This is a genomic window from Planktothrix serta PCC 8927, from assembly GCF_900010725.2.
Classification (GTDB): Bacteria; Cyanobacteriota; Cyanobacteriia; order Cyanobacteriales; family Microcoleaceae; genus Planktothrix; species Planktothrix serta.
In genome coordinates, this window is sequence record NZ_LR734870.1 from 108,686 (window position 1) to 132,697 (window position 24,012).

At 38.9% G+C, this 24,012-nt stretch carries 18 protein-coding genes and 1 tRNA gene; 5 read left to right on the plus strand and 14 right to left on the minus strand.

The features are described 5' to 3' along the window. Positions 1-37: 37 nt before the first annotated feature. On the plus strand, positions 38-811 hold the full coding sequence (locus PL8927_RS13170) for a hypothetical protein (protein ID WP_156093188.1): 774 nt from the start codon (positions 38-40) through the stop codon (positions 809-811). Here the strand turns inward: PL8927_RS13170 and PL8927_RS13175 are convergent. From PL8927_RS13175 to PL8927_RS13210, 8 genes are all read right to left on the minus strand, one after another. Then, positions 808-1,365, minus strand: a complete 558-nt coding sequence (locus PL8927_RS13175; protein WP_083622172.1) for a Uma2 family endonuclease — start codon at positions 1,363-1,365, stop codon at positions 808-810. The two genes, PL8927_RS13170 and PL8927_RS13175, sit on opposite strands and share 4 nt — an antisense overlap. Before the next feature lie 82 nt (positions 1,366-1,447). Further along, on the minus strand, positions 1,448-3,532 hold the full coding sequence (locus PL8927_RS13180; RefSeq protein WP_197047406.1) for a M3 family metallopeptidase: 2,085 nt from the start codon (positions 3,530-3,532) through the stop codon (positions 1,448-1,450). A 142-nt stretch (positions 3,533-3,674) separates the two neighbouring features. Beyond that, entirely contained in the window at positions 3,675-5,636 is a 1,962-nt protein-coding gene (locus PL8927_RS13185; RefSeq protein ID WP_083622176.1) for an RNA-binding domain-containing protein, read from the minus strand. 48 nt (positions 5,637-5,684) lie between these two features. Further along, on the minus strand, positions 5,685-6,086 hold the full coding sequence (gene vapC / locus PL8927_RS13190; RefSeq protein ID WP_083622179.1) for a type II toxin-antitoxin system tRNA(fMet)-specific endonuclease VapC: 402 nt from the start codon (positions 6,084-6,086) through the stop codon (positions 5,685-5,687). After that, complete coding sequence (locus tag PL8927_RS13195) at positions 6,083-6,337, minus strand: hypothetical protein (RefSeq protein WP_083622181.1); 255 nt, start codon at positions 6,335-6,337, stop codon at positions 6,083-6,085. The genes vapC and PL8927_RS13195 overlap by 4 nt, the downstream gene beginning before the upstream one ends. Before the next feature lie 112 nt (positions 6,338-6,449). Next, positions 6,450-6,522 (minus strand) — tRNA-Ala (locus PL8927_RS13200). A gap of 55 nt (positions 6,523-6,577) precedes the next feature. Then, on the minus strand, positions 6,578-7,306 hold the full coding sequence (locus PL8927_RS13205; protein ID WP_083622227.1) for an HAD family hydrolase: 729 nt from the start codon (positions 7,304-7,306) through the stop codon (positions 6,578-6,580). Positions 7,307-7,490: 184 nt separating this feature from the next. After that, positions 7,491-9,473 carry an amylo-alpha-1,6-glucosidase gene (locus tag PL8927_RS13210; protein WP_083622184.1) on the minus strand — a complete coding sequence of 661 codons (1,983 nt, stop codon included), beginning with the start codon at positions 9,471-9,473 and terminating at the stop codon, positions 7,491-7,493. Between the two features lie 381 nt (positions 9,474-9,854). Between PL8927_RS13210 and PL8927_RS13215 the strand changes: the two genes are divergently transcribed. Beyond that, a complete protein-coding gene (locus PL8927_RS13215) occupies positions 9,855-11,342 on the plus strand; it encodes a polysaccharide deacetylase family protein (RefSeq protein WP_083622187.1) in 1,488 nt (495 codons plus the stop codon). A gap of 68 nt (positions 11,343-11,410) precedes the next feature. On the opposite strand, the gene PL8927_RS13220 is transcribed toward PL8927_RS13215, so the two are convergent. The 5 genes from PL8927_RS13220 to PL8927_RS13240 all read right to left on the minus strand — a co-directional run bounded on the left by PL8927_RS13220 (position 11,411) and on the right by PL8927_RS13240 (position 20,948). Next, positions 11,411-12,562 (minus strand): cupin-like domain-containing protein, encoded by a 1,152-nt coding sequence (locus tag PL8927_RS13220; RefSeq protein WP_083622189.1) that lies wholly within the window; start codon positions 12,560-12,562, stop codon positions 11,411-11,413. 86 nt (positions 12,563-12,648) lie between these two features. Beyond that, positions 12,649-13,530, minus strand: coding sequence for a sugar kinase (locus PL8927_RS13225; protein ID WP_083622191.1), 882 nt, complete (start codon positions 13,528-13,530; stop codon positions 12,649-12,651). Continuing rightward, on the minus strand, positions 13,523-15,256 hold the full coding sequence (locus tag PL8927_RS13230) for a putative bifunctional diguanylate cyclase/phosphodiesterase (RefSeq protein ID WP_197047407.1): 1,734 nt from the start codon (positions 15,254-15,256) through the stop codon (positions 13,523-13,525). The genes PL8927_RS13225 and PL8927_RS13230 overlap by 8 nt, the downstream gene beginning before the upstream one ends. A gap of 206 nt (positions 15,257-15,462) precedes the next feature. Beyond that, positions 15,463-16,644 carry a hybrid sensor histidine kinase/response regulator gene (locus tag PL8927_RS13235; RefSeq protein WP_083622196.1) on the minus strand — a complete coding sequence of 394 codons (1,182 nt, stop codon included), beginning with the start codon at positions 16,642-16,644 and terminating at the stop codon, positions 15,463-15,465. After that, a complete protein-coding gene (locus PL8927_RS13240; RefSeq protein ID WP_197047408.1) occupies positions 16,629-20,948 on the minus strand; it encodes an AAA family ATPase in 4,320 nt (1,439 codons plus the stop codon). Before PL8927_RS13240 ends, PL8927_RS13235 begins: the two co-directional genes overlap by 16 nt. A gap of 197 nt (positions 20,949-21,145) precedes the next feature. Between PL8927_RS13240 and rsmI the strand changes: the two genes are divergently transcribed. The 3 genes from rsmI to PL8927_RS13255 all read left to right on the plus strand — a co-directional run bounded on the left by rsmI (position 21,146) and on the right by PL8927_RS13255 (position 23,590). Then, on the plus strand, positions 21,146-21,991 hold the full coding sequence (gene rsmI / locus PL8927_RS13245; protein ID WP_083622200.1) for a 16S rRNA (cytidine(1402)-2'-O)-methyltransferase: 846 nt from the start codon (positions 21,146-21,148) through the stop codon (positions 21,989-21,991). A gap of 108 nt (positions 21,992-22,099) precedes the next feature. Continuing rightward, on the plus strand, positions 22,100-23,356 hold the full coding sequence (locus PL8927_RS13250) for a serine hydrolase (RefSeq protein WP_083622202.1): 1,257 nt from the start codon (positions 22,100-22,102) through the stop codon (positions 23,354-23,356). A gap of 45 nt (positions 23,357-23,401) precedes the next feature. Next, positions 23,402-23,590: a hypothetical protein gene (locus PL8927_RS13255; RefSeq protein ID WP_197047409.1), complete on the plus strand. Its 189-nt coding sequence runs from the start codon at positions 23,402-23,404 to the stop codon at positions 23,588-23,590. A 15-nt stretch (positions 23,591-23,605) separates the two neighbouring features. Here PL8927_RS13255 and PL8927_RS13260 read toward each other — a convergent pair whose 3' ends face one another. After that, a complete protein-coding gene (locus PL8927_RS13260; RefSeq protein ID WP_083622229.1) occupies positions 23,606-23,866 on the minus strand; it encodes a type II toxin-antitoxin system ParD family antitoxin in 261 nt (86 codons plus the stop codon). Positions 23,867-24,012: the final 146 nt, after the last annotated feature.

The window sequence follows — 24,012 nt, forward strand, 5'->3', positions numbered from 1 at the left end:
AGAAATAGTTTTAAGTTTCTCATTCTCCTCTTAACTTATGTTAACGTTTTCCCTTTTTTCTGGATTTTCTGGCTGGTTTCAATCTCCTCGTTACTGGAGACGAATTCTAACGGGTTTAATTATCGGATTTTGTCTGGTTTTTAGTACCGGACTGTTCCAACAGTCTACCGTTGCTCAAATTAATCTTGCTATCATTCAAGAAATTTTAGATGGAGATCAAGTCTTTATTCAAGATAATCAAGCAAAAGTAGAGGATCAAGCAGAATTTGGGCAAATTGTGCTTACGAAAAAATCTCGCGCTGGAGTGATATTTAATAATGGAGCAGCCGGACGCATGGATGCTAATTCTGTTGTTACGGTCGGTCAATGCGTCGAAATAAAACAGGGACAAATCTTAGTTAGTGGCCCTATTAATGGATGTATTGCGGGGTTTACTGTTGGGGTTCAAGGAACAATTTATATCCTAGAAACCACCGATAATAATACAGGGAATGTTAAAGTTTTGGAAGGAACTGTACAGGTGAGTTCCTCCGATGGAACTGGAGAACCTGTAGAAGTTAAAGAAGGTGAAAAAGTATCGGTTTTACAAGGAATTTTAAGTCAGGTCATTCCTATGACTCCTGAAGAGATTGTGTCTATTTTATCGGGTCGATTATTCTCAGGATTTACGATTCCTGTAACACCAGAAGGAGCATTATATTCCCTGTGTTCTCGTCTTTTACCTGGGTTTAGTTGTTCAACTAGCGGAATTCCGACTCCTTCAATTCCAACCCCTCCTGTTCCCGTTCCTATTCCGCGTTTACCCTTCTAAATTAAGGAGTTTAACGCGATTGTAAATCCTGGGACAATATCTTCTCCCGTTAACGTTGCGGTTGCGGGATATTGAGTAATTGAACTATCAGCATGATATACCCAAGCTTGTTGATTTTGACGGTCAATTAACCACCCCAACCGCACCCCATTTTCAATATATTCAGTCATTTTTTCTTTACACTTTTTTAAACTATCGGTTTTAGACCGAATTTCTATCACAAAATCTGGGACTAAATTTAAAAATTCATCTTCTCCTTCATCCCATCCTTGAGGTAAACGTTCTTGAGCAACAAACGCCACATCAGGAGAACGAATGGCTCCATTAGGCAGTTTAAATCCGGTACTAGAACCAAATACTTCACCTAAGTTTTGGCTTTCTACCCAAACCAATAAACGAGAGCCAAACTTTAATTCTCGATTTCCTGAAATTCCACCTGTAGGAGCCATAGTTACTAACGTTCCATCTGCATTTCGTTCAAAGCGTAAATCAGAATTTTGAGAACTGATTTGCATCAATTCAGCATCCGTTATTGTATATAAAGATAATACCATTAGTTTAAATTACCTCAACTATTAACCATTAACTGATAACTGGTAGAGACGTTGCATGCAACCTCTCTACACTGATGACTGATTAAGCTGCTACTAAACCACTATGAATTAATAGAGGTTTTGTACTCGGTTCCCGCCCTCGGAAAGCTTTAAATACTTCCATCGGATGCAAACTTCCTCCTAATGCTAACACCGTATCGCGGAAGCGTTTCCCGGTTTCAGAGATAGCATTTTCATTTTCTAATCCTGCTTCTTCAAAGGCAGCAAAAGCATCAGCACTCAAAACTTCTGCCCATTTATAACTGTAATATCCTGCTGCATAACCGCCCGCAAAAATATGACCAAAAGCACATAAAAAGGCATCTTCTGGCAGAGGTTTTAAAATCATGCTTTTCTCGGCAATGCGGTTGCGAACAGCGCTAATCGTTTCACTTCCTCCGAGTTGATAACGGTGATGTAACTCAATATCAACAAAAGCAAAATGGAGTTGTCGCAGCATTCCAGTTCCGCTCATATAGGTTTTAGCCGCTAACAACTTTTGATAATAATGTTCGGGTAAGGTTTCTCCGGTTTGATAATGTTTTGCCATGCCAAATAATGTGGATCGATCATAACACCAATTTTCCATAAATTGGCTCGGTAATTCCACAGCATCCCATTCCACATTATTAATTCCGGCCGCCCCTGCATAGTCAACCGTTGTTAACATATGTTGTAACCCATGACCAAATTCATGGAATAACGTTTCCACTTCTGCAAACGTCATTAAACTAGGTTTATCATCTACCGGAGGCGTTTGATTACACTGTAAATAAGCCACAGGTAATCGCACTTTTGTTTCTCCCTGTTCCACAAATTTAGCGCGAGTAATACACTCATCCATCCAGGCCCCTCCTCGTTTTTCTGCGGGGCGACTATAGGCATCTAAATAGAAGTAGGCAATGGGGTTTCCGTTTTCATGGGTAACTTCAAAATAACGGACATCTGGATGCCAAACGGGTGCTTGACCATCCGCCGGAGTAATCATAATCCCAAAAATGCGATGAACTAACCCAAATAACCCCTCTAAAACTTGGGGTAAGGCAAAATAGGGCCGTAATTCTTCATCTGTAAAAGCAAATTTTTCCTCTCGTTGGCGCTCTGACCAAAAGGCAATATCCCAATGTTGTAAATTCTCGGTTTCTTCTGCGCCTTTTGAAGCAGCAAAGGCTTTTAAATCTTCAAATTCCTGTTGAGCCGCATCATAACTGACAATGCGTAATTCTTCTAATAATGCCTCCACAGCTTCCACATGGGGAGCCATTTTACTCGCTAAACTCAGTTCTGCATAGCTATTAAAACCCAAAATACTTGCTTTTTGTTTCCTGAGTTCTAAAATCCGTTCAATTAAGGGAAAATTATCGAATTCTCCACTAGAAGCCCGACTAATATAACCTCGATAGACTTGTTCGCGTAAATCCCTTCTCTGACTATATTTTAAGAAGGGGCCAAAACTAGGAAAATCCAAGGTAATTCGCCAGGGGCCGTTTTCTGGGGTGGCGTTTTCTTCCCCGGCTGACCGAGCAGCTTGAGCGGCTAAACTGAGTAAACTCGGAGGTAAACCTGCAATTTCTTCGGGTGTTGTTAGAGTTAAACTAAATGCTTTTGTCGCATCTAAAACATGATTAGAAAATCGAGTTGAAAGTTCGGCTAATTCTAATTCAATGCCATTAAAATGATCGCGTTCTTCTCCTTCTAATCCCACCCCGGATAATTCTGCATCTCGCAGAGCCATATTCACAATACGTTGTTGCGCTGAATCTAATTGCTCCCATTCCAGGCTATTTCTTAACTGTTTAAAAGCTTGATAAATTATTTTACTTTGGTTAAGTTCATTGATAAACTGTACAATATTAGGCTGAACTGTTTCATGGGCTGTTCTCAATTCGGGGCTATTTTTTACCCCCATTAAATGCCCCACAATTCCCCAACTCCACGTTAACCGTTCTTGTAATTTTTGCAAAGGTTCAACTAAATCCGTCCAGGTCGGTTTAAGATATGTTTCTAAGGTCGCAAGATCCTGTTCCAGTTCCATTAACAGTTGCGTAATTCCAGGAACAACATCATCCGGTGTCATCATTTCAAAGGGTGGTAATCCCTGACCAATCAGTAGGGGGTTTTCTGTCATTGTTGTAGTCGTCGTTATACTGTTTTCAGTTTAGGAGCCAAACACCTTCTATTGTAATATAATGTTGTTATTGGGGTGTTCCAACGCGGGGCGAGGTTAAAGATTCCGGCGTTGTGGGTGGATTGCTGGTGTCAGCAGTGTTTTATGGAGTTTGGGAAGATGATCGAGTATCAGAAACCTTGCTAATTCCTTGAGACAATAAGGTTCTGTATGCTTGCTGCGGATGAGTTGGCTCGTCAGGGTATTTGAGTTCAAGCAATTTTTCTGACCACATCGGATTAATGTAATGAGTTCTAATTGTTTCAGAACTGCGATTCAATAGTTCAGCTAATCTTTTTACAGTTAAATATCTTTCCGAACACAGTTTCAGAATAGTATCTCTCATCAACTCAGGACTTACCCGATTCTTCTCTCGAACGGGAGCAGCTATTTCTAGTAATAATAAATTTTCATCTTTATGCACGGAGCTTGTCTGATTATGCACGGAGCTAGACTCGTTATGCACGGAGCTTGGCTCGTTATGCACGGAGCTTGGCTCGTTATGTTCGGAGCTAGACTCGTTATGTTCGGAGCTTGGTTCATAATATTCGGAGCTTGGAAGCAGTGAAAGCAAATCCGGTTGACCTTTATTTGGTAGAGCATACTGGGTTCCACGTCCACGTCCTGATTGTGCCAACCAGCCGTTATTGACCAAGTGCTTTAGGCACTCTCCTATATCTCTAGGGTGTTCCTGTCTGTAACACTGAATGTCACTATTACTAATTTCTCCAAACTGATGCGCTAGTACCAAAATAATTCGATCTAATTCTGTTAGTTCGCAGTAGTTATCTCCCACTATTTCTTTTAGTTCTTGCTCGACATTTTCAGGAATTAAACTAAGCATCGGCAGAGCAACAGATGTCATCTCTAAATCGAATTTTTCTGACACTAATGGCCTAAACCATTGTTGTTCTTTCCAGGCTCGTAGAATCTTTTTAAAACCCGATCCGGCTTTTTCACCTAAACCAAGCATTTGAAACATTGTTTGCAGTTTAGGATTGCGCGGATCGCTGATACCTCCATCATAAAGTTGCAGAATAGAAATCCTTAGCCGACCTGGATTATTGAATAAAAAACCATTAGGAAACTTAGTTACTATAATAGGACGAGAAGATAAATGATCGGCATGAATTAAAGTATTTACTAGAGCCTCCCTAACCGCTTCATGGACATGAGTTTCTCCCCGCCTCACAGCATCTTTATCTAGTTTAAACGGAACATCTAAATCATTAACTAAACGACTATAGACGCGATAATAAAAATTGAAGAGATTAGGCTCCCATTTACCATCAAGTGTCAGTCTATATGTCCAACGAACATCTGGATCGTTAGACAGCCGTTCTTGATAGTCAAGTTGATAGCGAGGAAGTGCCTCTGAAATACTATTTCCCCTCCCGAACATTAGTAAACCAGCGAGAGTTAACCCTTCTTTATCAGTGTTTCTATTGCGCCTCCATCCGCCTAACTGAATCAATAAATTGCGCTCGTCTAATGCTAACCAAGGATGATCTGGTTCCCTGGAGCTAAAGCGTTGACGAAAAGATTTTAAAGTTTCTGGATCGAGGTCTCGCAGGTCAAATTTATCTAAAATTTGGATATCTTGAGGGTCATTACTGGCATCGCGTAACATTTGGCGAACTTCATCATCCGTGCAAGGATAATCGCCGTCATGGTTGCGTTTATAGGTTCCCGTTATGGGATTTTTATTAATATAAACAGGTCGTTGCGTTCTAGTTGCTCTAGGAACTTTAATAATAACTAAATTATGACTTTCTATCTTCAAAGTTTGCACGTCAGAATTATCGCAAATTGAGAAGCTTAGTTTTTGCTGATTATTATGATTATTCCAAAACTCTTTAAGTAAAACATTAGGATTGCGAACACCTGTAATCTCGAATCTATTTCGATTTTCAGTGACACCTAGAACAATATAACCGCCATCTGTATTGGCAAAAGCTGATACAGTTTTCCAAACTTCATTGGGAAAACCGCCGTCAGCAGACTTAAATTCAATGTCTTGGTCTTCTCCAAGATTTATTCGCTCAAGTAATGTTTCTAAATCCATTTAATTTTCCTCTTTCTTTGGCTTGGGTTTTCGCTGAACATCTCACCCCTATAATTCCCAGTCTTCTATGCGTAAACCTTGCACTCGTCCAAACTCACTAATATTATGAGTCACCAAAACTAAATTATTAGCTAAAGCGATCGCCGCAATTTGCAGATCGTAGGGGCCGATAGGCGTTCCTAAAGCTGCCAATTCAGCGCGAATTCTGCCAAAAATACTAGCTGCTGCATCATCAAAAGGTAACGAAACAAATTGAATTAAAAATGCTTCCTGTAGCGCCAGTGTCCGAGTTGGGTTTGAGCTTCTCATCGCCCCATAAAACAATTCAGCCTTGACCACAGAACAAACAGCAACATCACTCGGCGATAACCGTTCTAAATGTTGCTGTACTCCTGAATTGCGACGGTTCAGGTAAATAATACAGACATTGGTATCCAGTAAATAAATCACTCGATTTTCTCCCTAACCTCATATTCACCTTGGGGATACCTCACCAATGGCTCATCAGCTAAACAGCCTGCTGTTTGTTCAAAAAAACCTGATATCCAGCCTAATTTTTCAGGGGTTTGAGTTGAAGTTTCGGGAGAAACAAGCTGATAGACGATGGCAATCTCTAACTCTTGATTCGCTAAATCTTGAGGAACTTGTAAAATAACTTTTCCCTCAGCATCAACGCGAGTTTTAACCTTAATCACTTGCATAAGTTAGTTCTCCTTATTAATTTGTTAATCAATCTTTTAAACCGCAATAAAGTGTGAAAAACGACATTAATTTGTGAATGACGACAAATAATGTGATAATCGACAACGAAAATGGAGAATAGGGGATTCGAACCCCTGACCTCTGCGGTGCGATCGCAGCACTCTACCAACTGAGCTAATTCCCCGAATTATTGGAGCCATTTATCGGTGAGGAATGACATCTGACTCCGATTTAATATATTAACACAAGGGAACGGTAGATTGTAAAGGTTCTTGTAAAAATTTTTTTTGAATTCTCTCTAATTCCAGATCCGAGAACCGATCCACCGCCCAATTTGCCCAGCGTTGCAGAAAATGTAAGGGGTAGGTATGGGCGATACCGACCACTTGTATTCCGGCCCGTTGGGCTGCGATAATCCCCACAAAGGTATCCTCGATGGCGAGACAGTCTGAGGGCTGTAAGTTTAATTGGGGGTAAACCTGGTTTAAGCGTTCTACCGCTAACAAATAGCCTTCGGGTTCGGGTTTGCTGAGGGTAATATCATCCCCTGTCACAATAATCGGAAAATTATTCCTCAGTCCACTGCGATTTAAGATTAGTTCCACTTCCTCCCCCATCGCACCTGTCACCAAAGCTAATTTTAGATCGGCGGCTTGCAACTGTTGGAGTAAGGTTTCAAGACCGGGATAGAGGGGAAGGGGTTCTAACTGTTGTAAGCGATTTTGGTAGGCGATGGATTTACGTTCAATTAATTGATCTAAATAGGCATTACTAACAGCCCGACCTCGATAAGTTAACAGGTCTGTTAAACAAGCGCGATCGCTCCGTCCTAAACAAAATTTGCGAATTTCTTCCCGTTTAGAACGTAGGTTTTCTGTCAGCAATAGTTCTTCTATGAGTTGCTCATGGATGGGTTCATCATTAATAATGACTCCATTAAAATCAAATAGAACCGCCTTTAAACTCATTATCGCAAACCTATGAACAGGGAACAGGGAACAGGGAACATCGGATCTGGGAACAGGAGAAATAATAGACACTCCTTCGGTGAAACCTGACATCTCACTTAACAGGCAAGATGCCTGTTCCACAGAGTCAACAGTCAACAGTCAACAGTCAACAGTCAACAGTTAACAGTTAACAGTCAACAAATTACCGTTCTGTAGCAGACCAGGCTCGGAGAATTTCTCCCACTGACCAAGCTTGGGCAATACAGCCCTGGGGGTACATGGGGGCATTACCATCAAAAATTTCGCTAATATTCCCCAGTCCGGCGGTCGTGAGATGGTTGGCAATGGGGTCTAAAAAACTACGAGCAACCTGGGGATTTTGGAATACCCGTAAATGGGCGATCACATAAGGCCCCAGAAGCCAAGCCCAAACGGTACCTTGATGATAACCACTATCTCGCTGTATGGGATTTCCCCCATAATAGCCTCGGTAGTGGAGATGATTAGGGGAAAGCGATCGCAATCCTGATGATGTTAGCAAAAACCGTCCACAGGTTTCAACGACAGCCCGTTGTTGTTCGGGAGAGAGGGCACTGTGAGGCAGAGAAACGGCAAAAATTTGATTCGGACGCAGGGTGGCATCATTCCCATAAATCCCATCCAACACATCATAACAATAGCCTAATTCAGGATGCCAGAACCGTTCAAATCGAGCTAAAGCCCGATCCGCTAAGGCATCATATTCTTGATAGGGTCTGCCAATTTGACGGGCAAATTTCCCCATAATTCGCAAAGCGTTATACCAAAGGGCATTAATTTCAACGGGTTTACCGATGCGAGGCGTCACAACCCAATCTCCAATTTTGGCATCCATCCAGGTTAACTGTGTTCCTATCTCTCCGGCATAGAGTAAACCATCGGCTGGATCAAGGTGAATATTGTAGCGAGTTCCGCGACAGTGATATTGAATTATATCCGCGAGCACTGGAAACAAATTTTCAATTACATCAATATCTTCAGTGACTTCATAATATTGACGAACGGCTTCAAAATACCACAAGGTAGCATCAACGGTATTATATTCGGGGGTTTCTCCGGCATCGGGGAAACGGTTGGGTAACATCCCTTGATCAACATATTTAGCGTAAGTATAGAGGATGGCACGGGCAATTTGTAGACGACCTGTAGTGATGGCAATGCCCGGTAAACTAATCATTGTGTCCCGTCCCCAATCCCCAAACCAGGGATATCCGGCAATAATGGTTTTACCGACTGGATTTTCAGGAATGGAACGATTGACCACAAATTGATCGGCCGCAAATACCAATTGTTTCACCCATTCAGGAATTTCTCTACTATTAACGGGACAGCTATCTTGCCAAAATCCTAATAATTTGCGTTCGTGGGTGCGACGGACTTCTAGGGCGGCTTCTGCATTTAAACTGGGGTTAGGGTCGGTTGTCGCCACAAAACATAAGGATTCTCCGGGGTTCAACGTGGCGGTGAAGGTGGCCGCATGAAGATGATCTTCGTGATCCATTAACCCCCGTTCTCGTTCCCGTGCTAAATCAAAGTGATAGTACCATTCATGGGCTGGTGTTACGGTAGCGCGATCTGTTAATAAATAAAAGGGAACCGCCTCGGAAAATGCAGTCACACAAACCCCGTTTTCAACGGGTTCTACCTGCATTTGCCAGTTCCAAGTCTGGGTATCGCTATGATAATCTCGATAGTTAACTAAGGCTTTGAGGGTGAGCGTCATCGGCCCCGTAGCACGAGTTAAACTATAACGAACATAAGTTATATTGGCTTCTGGCTGCATCCAAATCCGTTTTTCTAGGAGGGCGTCAGCACAGGCAAATTTCCAGGTGGGAACGGTACGATCTAAGTGAAACCGTTCAATGTGGTGATGTCCATAACCATCGACGGCACCTCCGGCCCAACGATTGGTATAAAGGGGATAAACTTGTCCCTGGTATTCGACTAAATCATCTATTTTCGTCACCAGCAAGGTACGTCCTAATGGAGGTTTTAAAGCCGCCACTAATAAACCCTGATAACGTCTGGTTAGTAAGCCTGCTATTGTGCCTGAAGCATAGCCCCCGATGCCATTGGTCACTAACCATTCTCGTGCTTCTGCACTGGGCAAATCACAGCACGTTTCTCGTCCAAAATTAATACTCATACTGTCTTAAACACTCAAAATTTTGCATCAACAATAAAATTTAAGATTTAGACATCTTTCACTGTCTCAATTCAAAAATTAAACACCTACAACGGATGAATGATCATTTGTCCAATTTTAAGGCTAGAATATCAGCAATAACTGTTCATAAGCAGAAAGGTTGTCTTCGTTACCTCACTGTAAAGTCCCAGCGTTACTAACTATAACGTTTTATCGTCCAAATCAAAACCCCCATGCTCTGAAATTGAACACAAATTAAACAATTTTCTCAAATTTGACGAAATATTGCGGATCATCAACAGCTATTTTTTGTTCTCTGTGTTCTAAAGTGTGACTGAATTTGTATTTTTCTCCCGTTCCCATTGATCAAGATTTAATTTTATGACAAAGCCTGACTTATTGACCCCTTTACCTGTTTTAGAAGACTTGCGTTCCGGTCTGCCCAATTTGTGTGGGTGGGAAGTTGAAATCGAGAGCATTGTTAATCACAATCAGCCGATTTTCTTACCCCATACTGATTTAAAGTTGGATCAAATTCAAGCCGGATTTGCTTGTGCTTTACATTTTCATCAACCTACAATTCCAGCAGGTGTGAATGGGGAATTAATTAGCAATCTTCAATATATGTTTGAACATCCCCAAGAAGGGGATAACCATAATGCTGAACCCTTTGCGGGGTGCTATCGTCGCATGGGAGAGTTTATTCCTCAATTAATAGCAGAAGGATGTAACCCTCGAATTATGTTAGATTATTCGGGGAATTTATTATGGGGATTACGCCAAATGGGGCGGGATGATATTCTAAATTCTCTGAAAACAATTACTTGTAATTCTGCCTATCAACCTTATGTGGAATGGTTAGGAACAATGTGGAGTCATGCGGTGATTCCTTCGACTCCAATTCCTGATATTTTATTACAAATTCGAGCTTGGCAACATCATTTTGCCTCTATTTTTGGGATAGAAGCGTTGAAGCGAGTTAAGGGTTTTTCTCCCCCAGAAATGCACTTACCGAATCATCCTGATACGTTATATGAATATATTAAAGCGTTGAAAGCTTGTGGTTATCGGTGGTTATTAGTGCAGGAACATTCGGTGGAAACCTTGGAGGGTTTAGGATTACCCCAAGACCAAAAATATATTCCGAATCGCTTAATTGCTAAGAATTCTCAGGGAGAAGTAGTTAGTATAATTGCTTTAATTAAAACCCAAGGTTCTGATACTAAATTAGTGGCTCAAATGCAACCTTATTTTGAAGCTAAAACCAAGGAAAAACAATCGATTAGTGGGGTTAAAGTTCCGCCTTTAGTGTCACAAATTGCGGATGGGGAAAATGGCGGTGTGATGATGAATGAATATCCCCGTGATTTCTTCCGAATTTTTCAGGAATTGCGGGATCAAAATTCTGGGGTTGTGGCGATGAATGGAACAGAATATTTAGAACTTTTAGAAGCGTCCGGGGTGAAGCCGGAAGATTACCCAATTTGTCAAGCTGTTCATCAGCATAAAATTTGGCAACAAATTGATCCCAATTCAGTGACACCGGAAGCTGTGGAAGCCGCGATCGCTATTTTAAAACAAACCGATCATCAATTTCAAATGGAGGGCGCATCTTGGACAAATCATTTAAGTTGGGTTCAAGGATATGAAAATGTTTTAGAACCGATGAAACAATTAAGTATTGCTTTTCATCAAAAGTATGATTCTTTAGTTCAAGATAATCCGAATATTACCCAAGAATTCAACTATCAACAAGCGTTATTGTACAACTTGTTACTACAAACCAGTTGTTTTCGCTATTGGGGACAGGGAACTTGGACAGATTATGCTAAAGAACTTTATCGCCGAGGAATGGAAGTATTGAATTAATTTGACTTGTTTTCCTAACCTCTTTTTTGTGTAGGTGCGTGCGCTTTGCTTACGCACCCTACGAATGCTTAATAATGACCGAAGGAGGGATTTTTCCAATCATAATCATTGGGGAATTTAAAATTAATAAAAGAAACCGAAATACTGATTTCTAAAGCTTTAACATAATGCCACCATCCCACCGGAAGAAAAATCACTTCTCCAGGGTGTAAAATTACATCAATGGAACGAACATTCCGATATAAAGGATAACGATTATAATCAGGATTAGCCGGATCAATGGGACTGAAAACCCCAATATTATTATAGATAAATGGGGTTTGTTCCGGGGGGATCATTTTAATTAATTTTCGCCCCGAAACTTGAGCTAAAAAGATATTAATGGTATCATGATGTAAAGGGGTAACAGTTCCGGCTGAACCAAACCAAAAAAAGGTTTTTCCTAATTTCTGGGCTGAGTCTAAATATTCGGGAAAGATTTCCATATCGTCGAAGAGTCCCCGCATTTCTTCCCGATTCAGAGTATTATTATTGGCAACCATATAGTAATCATTGGTTTCCCCAGCCCGGACGACCCAATCAATATAATCTTCAAATAACATCGTTTTTCGATGTTGTTCTATATTAATTTCATAATTCGGGTCAGCGTTACGATTTCCTTGAACTTGAATACTAACCTGACCATATTTTTCTTTAAAATATTCGGGAGTCCATCGCTCCATTGCCTGCCAATTTTTCATGATATCCGTTAAGATAACGGGTTTATTTTGTGAATAATATTGATCTAAAAATTCAGCTTGGGATAAAAAGGGAATTCGCGGAATACTATTAGACTGGGAGGATAAACCAGCCAGTTGATGTTGAATTTGTAAAAGAGATTCTAGTTTTTGCAGCTTTTGCAAAATCTCTTGTCCGGCTTGAAAATAAGGTTGATTAGCAATACCTGTAACTTCTTCAACGGCTAACTTAACATCAATCCCATTTTTGACCATACATTCAATTAAGGTATCATCGGATTGATTGATAAATTTATTAGCAGCAATCCATTTTTTCCAGCCATCAGGAAGTTGAGGCGGTTGAGGATGTTGAGGATGCTGAGAAGTTTGAGAGGACTCATTCAGAGGAGATGGAGGGAGCCATTGCAAACTCACTTGCTGTCCATTATCCAAGGTGATTTGTAACGGAGGAAGGGTAATTTTTAAGGGTTGAATATCAGTCATGTTAACAATAAGATATCTTAATAAAAATCGAAACAGGGAAAACCGGAAGAATCTATTTTAATTATAGCCGAATTGTTCCCAATTGTCTACAATCCGGGGTGATTGTTTAAGAATTGAATCCATTGCCGCGTCCCAAAATGCAAGCAAGACTGACTGGCAATTTGGGCAGCTTGGGCTAAGGCAGTGGGAAAGTTTTGAGATAAGATAAAGTGGCAAAATGCCCCATGAAAAATATCTCCTGCACCTAAAGTATCAACGGCTTGAATGGGGAGGACGGGGATACTTCCGTTACCTTGTTTGAGGGTAATATATTGAATAGGTTTTTCTCCTTGGGTAATCGCAATATTAGGAATATTCATGGCTTGGAGATAAGCAAAAACATCTTCGGAAGTTTGACAGTGGGGAGGATAAAAGTTATCGGAACAAATGGCATAGTTAATATTGGGTAAAATCGTTTCTAACCCCGGTTTCCAACTGCCTCCATCTAAAACAATGGGAATTTGTTTGATTTTTGCCTGTTGAATTAAGGTTTGACTGATCGCAAGTTGATGACCATCAATTAAAATAATATCAATATTGTCTAAATCTTGAGGTAAATTTGAGAAGTTTGAGATTTGGGATTTTGTGGCATTAATAGAAACAACTGTGCGATCGCCTGTGGTGGGAGTTACAACAATAGAAGAAACCGGAGGAGCTTCTAAACGAGTTGGATCTAAGTCTATAATATTAATAGCATATTGTTGTAAATCCGTCCGAATTAGTTGGGTGAGGGCATGGATTCCTAATACACCGCATAGGGTAGATTGATTTCCTAAAACATTAAAAGTAACGGCGGCATTGGTCGCTGGCCCTCCGGCAGCAACGGTATAATTAGAAGCGACAATTTTTTGATTTTTATGGGGATATTCATTAACCGAATAGATTAGATCAAGTGTAATTAATCCTACAAATAAACCCTGTTTAGCCATAAGAGTTTTTCTGAAATAATTGGGTGACAGTGTTAGCATCAATGGGCGGTGAAAAACAATATCCTTGTCCATATTCACAGCCTAAATCCTTTAAAATAGCAACTTGTTCTTCAGTTTCTACCCCTTCTGCAACTACATCTAAGTTTAAACTATGAGCTAACGTAATCAGAGTTTTAATAATATCTAAGCTTTTAGGATTAGAGCTAATATTAATAACAAATGATCGATCAATTTTTAAAGTATCTAAAGGTAAGGATTGTAGGTAAGATAAACAAGAATAGCCCGTCCCAAAGTCATCAATAGCTAATTGAATTTTTCTCAGTTTAAACTGACTCATATATTGGGTTACAATCTCAGGGTTTTCCATTAAAATACTTTCTGTGATTTCTAGTTTTAAATTAAATCCTTCCAAGGGGTTAGATTGAATAATATTATCAATTAAGCCACTAAAATCTGAGTTTAAGATTTGGAGTCCTGATAAATTAACACTTAGAGATAAGGGAAATTGATCGGGAAATTCATTTTGCCATTGACTAAATTGGCGACAGGATTCTCGAAGTACCCATTCTCCTAAAGGAATAATGAGTCCAGTTTCCTCTGTGAGAGGAATAAATTCAGAAGGCGGAATTAACCCTCGACTTGGATGTTGCCAACGAACTAAGGCTTCAAAACCTGCTAAATATCGATTTTGTAAACTGTAAATGGGTTGATAATAGATTTGAAATTCTTGATTCTCCAACCCCAATTCTAAATCGGATTCTAATTGTAATCGATTTAAAACAGCAACTTGCATTTCTGGATTAAAAAAGACAGTGCAATTGGTTTGATTCTGCATTCTGGCATAGTGCATGGCGGTATCTGCTGCTCTTAAAAAATCTTCCGCTTGTTCATAGCATAAACTTGATAGAGCAATACCAATACTGGTATTACCCGATGCACTAATTCGACGTTCTGGCGGGGATAACTTAAAGGTTTTATGAAGTTTATTTGCTGTTTCTAAGGCAACAGTTTCTGATTGAATGCCAGGTAGAAATAACACAAATTCATCTTTCCAAATTCTAGCTAAAACATCAGTAGCTTGAAGACAAGCTTTGATGCGTTCAACTTCTTGAATTAAAAACTCTTCTGCCAAGGTTTTTCCATAGCCATATCGAATAACTTTAAATCGATCCAAGGCTAAATAAAAAACAGCAAAGTCTAATTGATGAAAAATCGCAGATCGAATACATTCTAAAACATGATTTTGATTGGGAAGTCCGGTCAATTTATCATAGAGTGCTAAATATTGTAAGTTTTCAACGGCATCTTTAAGTTGTTGCTTTTGGAGGCGACTTTTAGTAACAATATCAATGGTTTTTCGGATGGTTAAAATTAAATCTTGAAAGTTAATCGGTTTTGTGAGAAAATCAAATGCACCCCGGTTCATTGCCGTTCTAATATTTTGAATATCGCCATAAGCTGAGACAACAACAGCTTTGAGTAGGGGATCAATTGTAGGAATTTGTTCCAGTAATGCCCAGCCATCCATTCCCGGCATATTTAAGTCAGTTAAAACAACAGAAATATGGGGAGTTGACCGCAAAAGATCTAAGGCATCAATGCCACAGGTCGTAAATAGAAACTTGAATTCTCCGATTTCAATTTGATGTTTTAAGCATCTTTCTATCAATCGTTGTAATTCTGGTTCATCATCAACAACTAAAATATAAGCTGGGGTTTGAGACATAGTAAGAGAATGAGAAGAGAAGGGAAATCGTGAATGGGAAGATAAAGATTGCGGGTAAGAATAAGACATAGTGCTTTAAATTGGTAGCCCCATCAAAACTATTATAAAAAAAATCGGGTACACTGGCGATATTTTTTATAATTTTGAGAATTGACTGTTAAATACAATTAGATGATCTCTATCTTTTCTGAAAAAATACGGTTTGATCAATTCCGTTGCTGATTTTTAGGCAATGTTAGGGTAAACTCAGTATATTGTTTCCATTGGCTGTCAACTTGAATCGTTCCTCCATGCTGTAAAACAATAATATCGTGAGTTAAAGATAAACCAAGTCCCGTACCTTGTCCTGGCGGTTTGGTTGTAAAAAATGGAGTAAAAACATCGGAAATTAGTTCGGGTTTAATTCCCATTCCATTATCATAAATTTTGATTTCAATGTTAGATCCTTGATTTTTTGTAATTAAGGATAAGGTTGGACTAAAATTTTCTGCTGGATTTCTATCCTCCTGGGTTTTTAAATAAAGGGCATAACAGCTATTATCAATAATATTAATAAAAGCTCGATGTAAATCAGAGACAATCACTTCTATTACCTCTAAATCAGGATCAAATTTGGTGTTAATTGTAATCATAAAATCTCGATGTTTGACTCGAAAACTATGATAGGCGAGTTTAATTGCTTGATCTAAAATAGCATTGAGATTAATACATTGATATTCTCCTGGTTCAGAACGAGCCAACTGCATCATACTTTCAATAATCCGACAAGCTCGTTCTCCATGTTCATAAATAGCTTGAGAATCTGTGATTACATCCTGCAATTGAGTGAGAATTTCTTGGGTTTCTAGCTGAGAATTTTTATGGATATTTAAAAACAATTCATTTAAGCTATCTATCGAAGATTGGGCATAATTAATCACGAAATTTAAAGGATTACGAAGCTCATGGGCAACCCCGGCGGTAATCGTTCCTAAAGAAGCCAGTTTTTCCTGAGCAATAATTTGTTTTTGTGCAGTTCTTAAGCGTAAATGTACCCGAACTCTTGCCAAAACATCTTGTTCATCAAAAGGCTTAGTAATATAATCTACCGCCCCCAAAGAAAGACCTTTAACTTTATCAATAGTTTCCGATAAAGCCGTCATGAAAATAACTGGAATATCCTGAGTTTTAGGATTAGCTTTTAGGCGACAACAAGTTTCAAAACCATCAATTTTAGGCATTTTAACGTCCAGTAAAATTAGTTCCGGTAATTCTTCCATAACTTCCTCTAATGCCTCTTCTCCATTGGTCGCTACAGCTAATTGAAATCCGGCACTGGTTAGGGTTTGTGACAGAATTTTTAAGTTTGTCGGATTATCATCAACAATTAAAATCAGTTGGTCGTGCATTGATTGAGAAACTCCTTAATTTGTGTTAATTTAAACTCTTGAGTCAGGGACTTAATTCGCTCGGCAAAAAAACTCAAACGAGGATCAGATTCTTTGATTTTTATGACTTCCTCTTCTAGTTCTAAAACCCTTCCTCGCTTGGCTAATTTAATTAAATTTCCTAGAATTTCAGGACTAGGAATGATTAAATCAACAGGATTTTCTGGAAGAGGTTGAATCCAAATATTATCGGCATAATTATATTCCCATTCTAACTTTAACCAAGTCTTTAGTTTACTGAATAATTCTTCTACTTGTAAGGGTTTAGGCAGAAAATCATTACATCCTGCCTCTTGACTTTGTTGTCGATCCCATTGATAAACCGATGCGGAAGTTGCAATCACAGGGATATCTTTGAGTTTGGGTAAAGAACGAATACGTCTCGTCATTTCAAAACCATCCATAATCGGCATCACTAAATCAGCAATGACTAACTCCGCTTGGGTTGTTACCAGTTGATATAACCCTTCTTGACCATTACTCGCTTCTACAATTTCAAACCCCAAAGGTTGCAATAAATCCACCACCACTAACCGATTTTCTGGCTTATCATCCACAACTAAAATCTTGCGTTTGTCTCCTCTAAATCCGACAATAGAATATAAGAGATTAGGATCGGAAATGGATGGCAATTCTGTTGAAATTGGTAAATTCAATTCAAACCAAAAATTGCTGCCTTTTCCTGGGGTACTTTCGACATATAAATCTCCTTTTAGGTGTTGAATTAATCGTTGAGTAATTGCTAATCCTAATCCAGTTCCCTCTGAACGGTAAGACATTTCAGCAACTTGTTCAAAGGGTAAGAAAATTCGTTCTAATTGTTCAGGATTCATCCCAATTCCCGTATCTTCTATTTTAAACTGAATTGTTTGATTCCGGCTGTGATTGGCGGATAAAACTGAATTGAAGTGCTGATCTTCCATGACTTTAACACTAAAAGTAACGCCACCATAATCGGTAAATTTAACCGCATTTCCTAAGAGATTAATTAAAATTTGTCTCAAGCGTTTTTCATCTACTTCTACCGCCATCGGGGGTTTAAACAGGGGTTTATAAATAAAGGCTAAACCTTTTTGTTTGGCTTTAATCGCACAGATTTCGACAACGCCTTGTAAAAAATTGTCTAAATTAACAACTTTGGCAGAAAGTTCTAATTTTCCTGCTTCAATTTTTGATAAATCTAAAATATCATTAATTAAAGTTAAAAGATGGGTTCCACATTGATGAATAATTTGGATTCCCGCTTGATCTTTTTCAGATACCGTTATTGACCGTTTTAAAATTTGAGTATATCCTAAAATTCCATTCAACGGGGTTCTTAATTCATGGCTCATATTTGCTAAAAATTCACTCTTAGCGCGACTCGCGGCTTCTGCATCTTCTTTCGCTAGTTTCAACGCTTCTTCAACTTTTTTCTGTTCCGTAATATCAATATTAATCCCTACAATGCGATTGATTTTACCCGGACGTTCCGGTAAACCCATTCCTCGGCTTAAAATCCAAATATAATGACCCTGTTTATGTCGCATTCTTAGAATAATTTCATAATGAGAAGATTGGCGATGAATATATTTATAAACTTGGTTCAAAGCAGATTCTAGATCTTCTGGATGAATTCGCTTAATGAATTCATTAATATTGGGATTAAATTCTTGTTCTGTGTATCCTAACATTTCTTGATATCGAGGTGAATAATATGCCGCATCTGTGAGAATATTCCAATCCCATAAGCCATCATTTGCTCCTCGCATTGCTAACTCAAACCGTTCTTGACTTTCTCGCAATGCTTGTTCAATGCGTTTGCGTTCTAAAATCTCTTGTTGTAAGGCTTGAGTGCGTTCGGTAACTTTTTCTTCTAAGGTCTTATAAAGCAGAGCATTTTCAATGGAAATAGCAGCTTGAGAAGATAATAAGTTTAAAATTTCTAATCGTTCTGATGTAAAGGCTCCTGTAATTAAATTGTTTTCTAAATAAAGAATTCCCATCAGTTTTCCTTGGTTCAAAAGCGGAACACATAAAATAGATTTAGGTTGGTTGATTAGGATATAATCATCACTCACAAATTTATTCTCTTCCGTCGCCTGATGAATCACTAAACTCTCTTGGGTGTGAATTACATAATTAACAATTGAGTTGCAAACTTCCGGGGTATTAGTTTGGCAATTAATTCGTTCAATAGGAATAGCTTGTAAGACTCGAACCCCATCAGGAACGGTGGTTACAGAGGCTTGAATTAACCATTGTTCATCGGATTCTAAAATCAAATATCCTCGCTCTGCTCCCGCATTTTCTACCACAATTTTCATAATTTTTGTGAGTAAATGTTCGATAGAAATTTCACGGGAAAGAGCTTGAGAAGCTTTAAAAATACTGGCAATATCTAGGGAAGTAGATGAACGAATAGGATGAGATTCTTCTAATAATTTAGGATAATTTTCTCGATAATCTGTTATATTTTTAGCCTGAATTTTTTCAAGATTCCATGTCCAGTTGCCTTTATAGCTGCCTTGCGTCCACGATAATTGAGTGGGATATTGAAATTGTAATAATCCTTCTGTATAAAGGGATTTCAAAAATTCTCTAGTAAAAAAAGGATTTCCTTGAGTTTTTTGATAAACTAAATTGGCTAAGGATTGACTCCCTTGAGGAGAACAATTTAATCCTTCAGCAATTAAATGATTAACATCGGATAAACTTAAATTTTCGAGAATAATTTCAAATCCTTGGTCTGGGCTTCCCTTAATGGTTTCTAGGGTTGATTTTAACAGGGGATTGAGATTTAATTCGTGATGGCGATAGGCTCCAATAATCATTAAATATTGAAGATTTTCATCTTGGCTTAAGGTTTTAATCAGGTTTAAGGAAGCCCAATCTGCCCATTGTAAATCATCTAAAAAAATCACCAAAGGATGTTGGGGTTGAATTAAAGCTTGAATTAATTTTTTAAAAGCCCATAAAAAACAGTTGGGAGTTGCTTGTAAATCCAGAAATTTTGGTGCGGAAGTTTTGCCGATGACTCGTTCTAATTGCGGAATAGCATCAATTAAAAGGTGTCCTTTATTTCCGACAAAATCTAAAATTTTTTGCTTCCATTGTTCTAATATTTCTTTTCGTTCTCTTAAAATTTGATGACAAAATTCATTCAAAGCTTGAGAAATAGCAAAATAGGGAATATTACATTTATATTGATCGAATTTTCCTGAAATAAAAATCCCTCGTTTAGCCGTAATGGGTCTATGAATTTCTCGAACTAAGGAGGATTTTCCTACTCCCGAATAGCCCGAAATCCAAATTAATTCTCGGTTTCCTTGACTCACTCGTTCAAAGACATTTAATAAGGTTTGAAAATGTTGTTCTCGACCATATAATTTTTCTGGAATTTGTAATTTATCCGATAAATCTTGGCTTCCCAGTTGAAAGGTATCAATATAGCCTTGAGTTTTAATTTGTTCTAAACAGCGTTCTAAATCGCTTTTAATTCCATAGGCAGATTGATATCGATCTTCGGCATTTTTTGCCATTAATTTTAAAATAATACGCGATAAAGTTTCGGGTAAAATAAAAGCCGTATAGTGATGGGGAGAAATCGGAGTTTTGGCAATATGACTATGGACTAATTCTAAAGGATCTTGGCTTTCAAAGGGTAATTGACCCGTTAGTAATTCATAAAAACTTACCCCTAACGCATAAAAATCGCTCCGATAATCAATGGTTCGATTCATGCGTCCCGTCTGTTCAGGGGAGAGATAGGCTAAGGTTCCTTCTAAGGTATTTGGAGAAATAAAGGTAAGTTTTTCTTGAGATAAAACACTGGCAATTCCAAAATCAACTAGCTTAACAATTCCCGTCTGACGATTTAATATAATATTACTGGGATTAATATCTTTATGAATAATATTAAATCCATGAATTTGACCTAAAATTTTAGTAATGGCGATCGCTAATTGCAAAAACTCAATTAAACTCAATTGACCCGCCAATCTTAACTGGGTTAGAGATTCTCCCCCAAAATCTTCTAAAATCATCATGGGTTGATGGTCATGGCGTTCTAAGCCATAAACCTTCACAACTCCCGGCAAATTTAAAGACTGAATCAGTTCATATTCGCGTTGAAACCGAGTTAACTGTTTAGGACTATGCCCCTGTTCCCGCAGGACTTTCAAGACCACAGGCTGTTGATGGGCAAGCCAATAGCCCCGATACACTAAACTGGTGGGGCTGCTATAAAGTAAAGTAGTGGTGCGAAACCCTGATAGCGTTAGCATTTTAGTTGAATTCATATATCGAGTGGTTTGGATCAACAAACTTCAATCTCCAGGTCGAAAATGATTTATTCTGGGCTATAAATCGCTTCCTTCGTGAACGGTCGATGTTCCATCCACTTCTCTAAGATACCTAATATTATCCTGGAGATAGTGTGCGTTATATCACATTTATATTTGCGTAAGGCCTTTAATTAAACATGACGATTCAAGCTGGAACCCTTTATATTGTTGGTACTCCCATTGGGAACCTTGAAGATATAACATTACGGGCGATAAAAATTTTACAAAGTGTCGATGGGATTGCCGCCGAAGATACTCGTCATACGGCCAAGTTATTACACCATTTTGACATCAAAACTCCGCAACAGAGTTATTATGAACATAATCAACATCGCCGGATTCCCAGTTTGCTTGAATCTCTGCGTCAGGGAAAGGCGATCGCTTTAGTTACCGATGCTGGAATGCCAGGAATTTCTGACCCCGGATATGAATTGGTTAAGGCTTGTATTGAAGCGAATATTCCAGTTATTCCTATTCCTGGTGTTAGTGCTAGTTTAACAGCTTTGAGTGCGGCGGGACTGCCAACGGATCGATTTATTTTTGAAGGCTTTTTACCCACGAAAAATAAAGAGCGCCAACAGCGTTTAACGGTATTAAAAACGGAATCTCGGACAATCATATTATATGAAGCACCCCATCGTCTTCTGGAAACCTTAGAAGATTTAGATCAAAATTTAGAATCAAAACGGCCGATTGTAATCGCACGGGAATTAACAAAACGGTATGAAGAATTTTGGCGAGGAACGTTAGCAGAAGCCGTACAATATTATCAAAATCACAACCCTAAAGGAGAACTAACTTTAGTGATTGCGGGTGTTGAGGAAACTACAACTCCTCTCACCGAAGATCAAATTAAAGCCGAACTCCAACGTCTCATTCAGCAGGGGATATCCCGCTCTGAAGCCAGTCGTCAACTCGCCGAGGCTACCTCCGTTCCCCGTCGCCAAATCTACCAATTGGCTTTAACTTTACTTGACAGTTGACAGTTGACGGTTGACGGTTGAAGATTAGGGGTTAAGCGTTAAGCTTGTAGAGACGTTGTATACAACGTCTCTACACAGCCAACAGTCAACAGCCAACAAACAACCAATATGGCTTATATCACCCAGCGCCGTCGGTCTGTGCGACCTTCTTCTGTTCGAGGCTATTCTTTAAGGCGATCGCCTGTTAAAGTTCGGACTAGACCTCCCCATCCCTTAGCACGGTTAAAATACTCTCGGATTCTATTTTTAATTGCCCTATTATTAACCGTTAACTGGACAATGGGAGCGATTTTAAAACTATTATTTCCCCCCGCAAAACCCCAACCCCAAACTCACAATATTGCGATTTCTGCTCCGGTTTCCGAGAGCGATAAAACCGTTGTTTATAATATTAAAACTCCCCCTAATTTAATCCCCAGTAAAGACTTACAAATTATGGTTGATGGGGCCGTTGATATTGCCAAAATTCAAGGATTACCCACCGAATCTTTATCAATTACCTTAATTGATGTTAGTAAAGCTGCCAGCCATACTATTGCCGGATATAATAATACTAAGCTGAGATTTCCGGCTAGTGTTGCTAAATTATTTTGGATGGTTGCCTTTTTTGGTTATGCAGAAAAAGGATATATTGCCAAAGAATCACCCTTTTATACTGACCTATCCCAGATGTTGCGGATTTCCGATAATGATTCAGCCAGTCGCGTTGTCGATGCGATTACCCAAACTGAATCAGGAGAAAATTTAGACAAAACTGAATTAGAAAAATGGGTAGAAAAACGCAGTCAAGTCAATCAATTTTTTGAAAAATCGGGTTATAGTGGAATTAATTTAACGACTAAAAATTATCCCATTACAGGGATAGGAGAAGAACCCACAGGTCGAGATTTGCAACTCCGAGAAAATCCCCCCTATTCCAAAGGAAATCTCGTCACTACTGACCAAACTGCACGATTAATGTATGAAATTTATACCAAACAAGCTATTTCTCCCTTAGCGAGTACAAAAATGGCTTATTTATTAACCCGTGATTTAAACCCCAAAGCCTGGAAAAATATTGATTCTAACTCCGTTGAAGGATTTTTAGGAGAATCCTTACCTCCTGATATTTACTATGGGTCTAAAGTCGGTTATACCAGTCGTTCTCGCCAAGAAATTGCCTTTGTTAGAACCTTAAATGATAAAGCCATTTATATTCTAGCGGTATTTGGAGATGATCCCGCCTATGCTAAAAATGAAGAAGTTTTCCCTAAAATTTCCCGTTATATTTTTGACCGTTTAAATCAAACTCCCTTAAAATCCACCCCCGAAAAAGTCTCTCAACTCAATTCCCTATCTTTCCCAATGGTAGGACTAAATCATTAAATCGTAGTAAGCCCTTCAGGGCTTAATTCCCCTCTATTTTTATCAATGAAAAATATGATTCCGCCTCAATCTTGCCCCCATTGTGAAGGAAAAGGCTATATAGAAATTCGAGATTGTTCAGGAGAAATTCAACGGGAAGAAACTTGTTTATTCTGTGAAGGAACGGGAGAATTAATCGACGAAAATGATATAACATGGAACAGGGAACAGGGAAGAAAAGAATTCACCGTCTAACTTTGCTGCATCACTTTAATTACTGTTAAAATCGCGTAGATTCCTCTGCATTGTTACGGCATCTCCCTGCCAATTTAATCGCCCCACCAAGTCAGAGAAATCATAGTTGGGTTTTTGCTTCCTCACTGACGAAACCGGATTTAAAACCCCTAAAATTTCCTGCTCTTTTAGCAATTGTAACGCCGCTACTATGACTTCAGAAGCCGATGAGTATTTCCCATTTTTGACTGTTGACAGAACAAACTGCTCAAGTTCAGGAGTTAGGGATATATTCATAATATTGAGCCACCTAATCAAAGTTAACTACTCCCCCGATAATAACAAGAATTATCAAATAACTTGGTTCTATTCCCTGTTCCCTGTTCCCTGTTCCCTGTTCCCTGTTCCCTGTTCCCTGTTCCCTGTTCCCTGTTCCCTGTTCC

What these genes read in the sequence shown, in the direction of transcription:
- PL8927_RS13170 (WP_156093188.1), top strand. Translation starts at nt 38, where the DNA reads ATGTTAACGTTTTCCCTTTTTTCTGGATTTTCTGGCTGGTTTCAATCT.
- PL8927_RS13175 (WP_083622172.1), bottom strand. Translation starts at nt 1,365, where the DNA reads ATGGTATTATCTTTATATACAATAACGGATGCTGAATTGATGCAAATC.
- PL8927_RS13180 (WP_197047406.1), bottom strand. Translation starts at nt 3,532, where the DNA reads ATGACAGAAAACCCCCTACTGATTGGTCAGGGATTACCACCCTTTGAA.
- PL8927_RS13185 (WP_083622176.1), bottom strand. Translation starts at nt 5,636, where the DNA reads ATGGATTTAGAAACATTACTTGAGCGAATAAATCTTGGAGAAGACCAA.
- PL8927_RS13195 (WP_083622181.1), bottom strand. Translation starts at nt 6,337, where the DNA reads ATGCAAGTGATTAAGGTTAAAACTCGCGTTGATGCTGAGGGAAAAGTT.
- PL8927_RS13205 (WP_083622227.1), bottom strand. Translation starts at nt 7,306, where the DNA reads ATGAGTTTAAAGGCGGTTCTATTTGATTTTAATGGAGTCATTATTAAT.
- PL8927_RS13210 (WP_083622184.1), bottom strand. Translation starts at nt 9,473, where the DNA reads ATGAGTATTAATTTTGGACGAGAAACGTGCTGTGATTTGCCCAGTGCA.
- PL8927_RS13215 (WP_083622187.1), top strand. Translation starts at nt 9,855, where the DNA reads ATGACAAAGCCTGACTTATTGACCCCTTTACCTGTTTTAGAAGACTTG.
- PL8927_RS13220 (WP_083622189.1), bottom strand. Translation starts at nt 12,562, where the DNA reads ATGACTGATATTCAACCCTTAAAAATTACCCTTCCTCCGTTACAAATC.
- PL8927_RS13225 (WP_083622191.1), bottom strand. Translation starts at nt 13,530, where the DNA reads ATGGCTAAACAGGGTTTATTTGTAGGATTAATTACACTTGATCTAATC.
- PL8927_RS13230 (WP_197047407.1), bottom strand. Translation starts at nt 15,256, where the DNA reads ATGTCTCAAACCCCAGCTTATATTTTAGTTGTTGATGATGAACCAGAA.
- PL8927_RS13235 (WP_083622196.1), bottom strand. Translation starts at nt 16,644, where the DNA reads ATGCACGACCAACTGATTTTAATTGTTGATGATAATCCGACAAACTTA.
- PL8927_RS13240 (WP_197047408.1), bottom strand. Translation starts at nt 20,948, where the DNA reads ATGCTAACGCTATCAGGGTTTCGCACCACTACTTTACTTTATAGCAGC.
- rsmI (WP_083622200.1), top strand. Translation starts at nt 21,146, where the DNA reads ATGACGATTCAAGCTGGAACCCTTTATATTGTTGGTACTCCCATTGGG.
- PL8927_RS13250 (WP_083622202.1), top strand. Translation starts at nt 22,100, where the DNA reads ATGGCTTATATCACCCAGCGCCGTCGGTCTGTGCGACCTTCTTCTGTT.
- PL8927_RS13255 (WP_197047409.1), top strand. Translation starts at nt 23,402, where the DNA reads ATGAAAAATATGATTCCGCCTCAATCTTGCCCCCATTGTGAAGGAAAA.
- PL8927_RS13260 (WP_083622229.1), bottom strand. Translation starts at nt 23,866, where the DNA reads ATGAATATATCCCTAACTCCTGAACTTGAGCAGTTTGTTCTGTCAACA.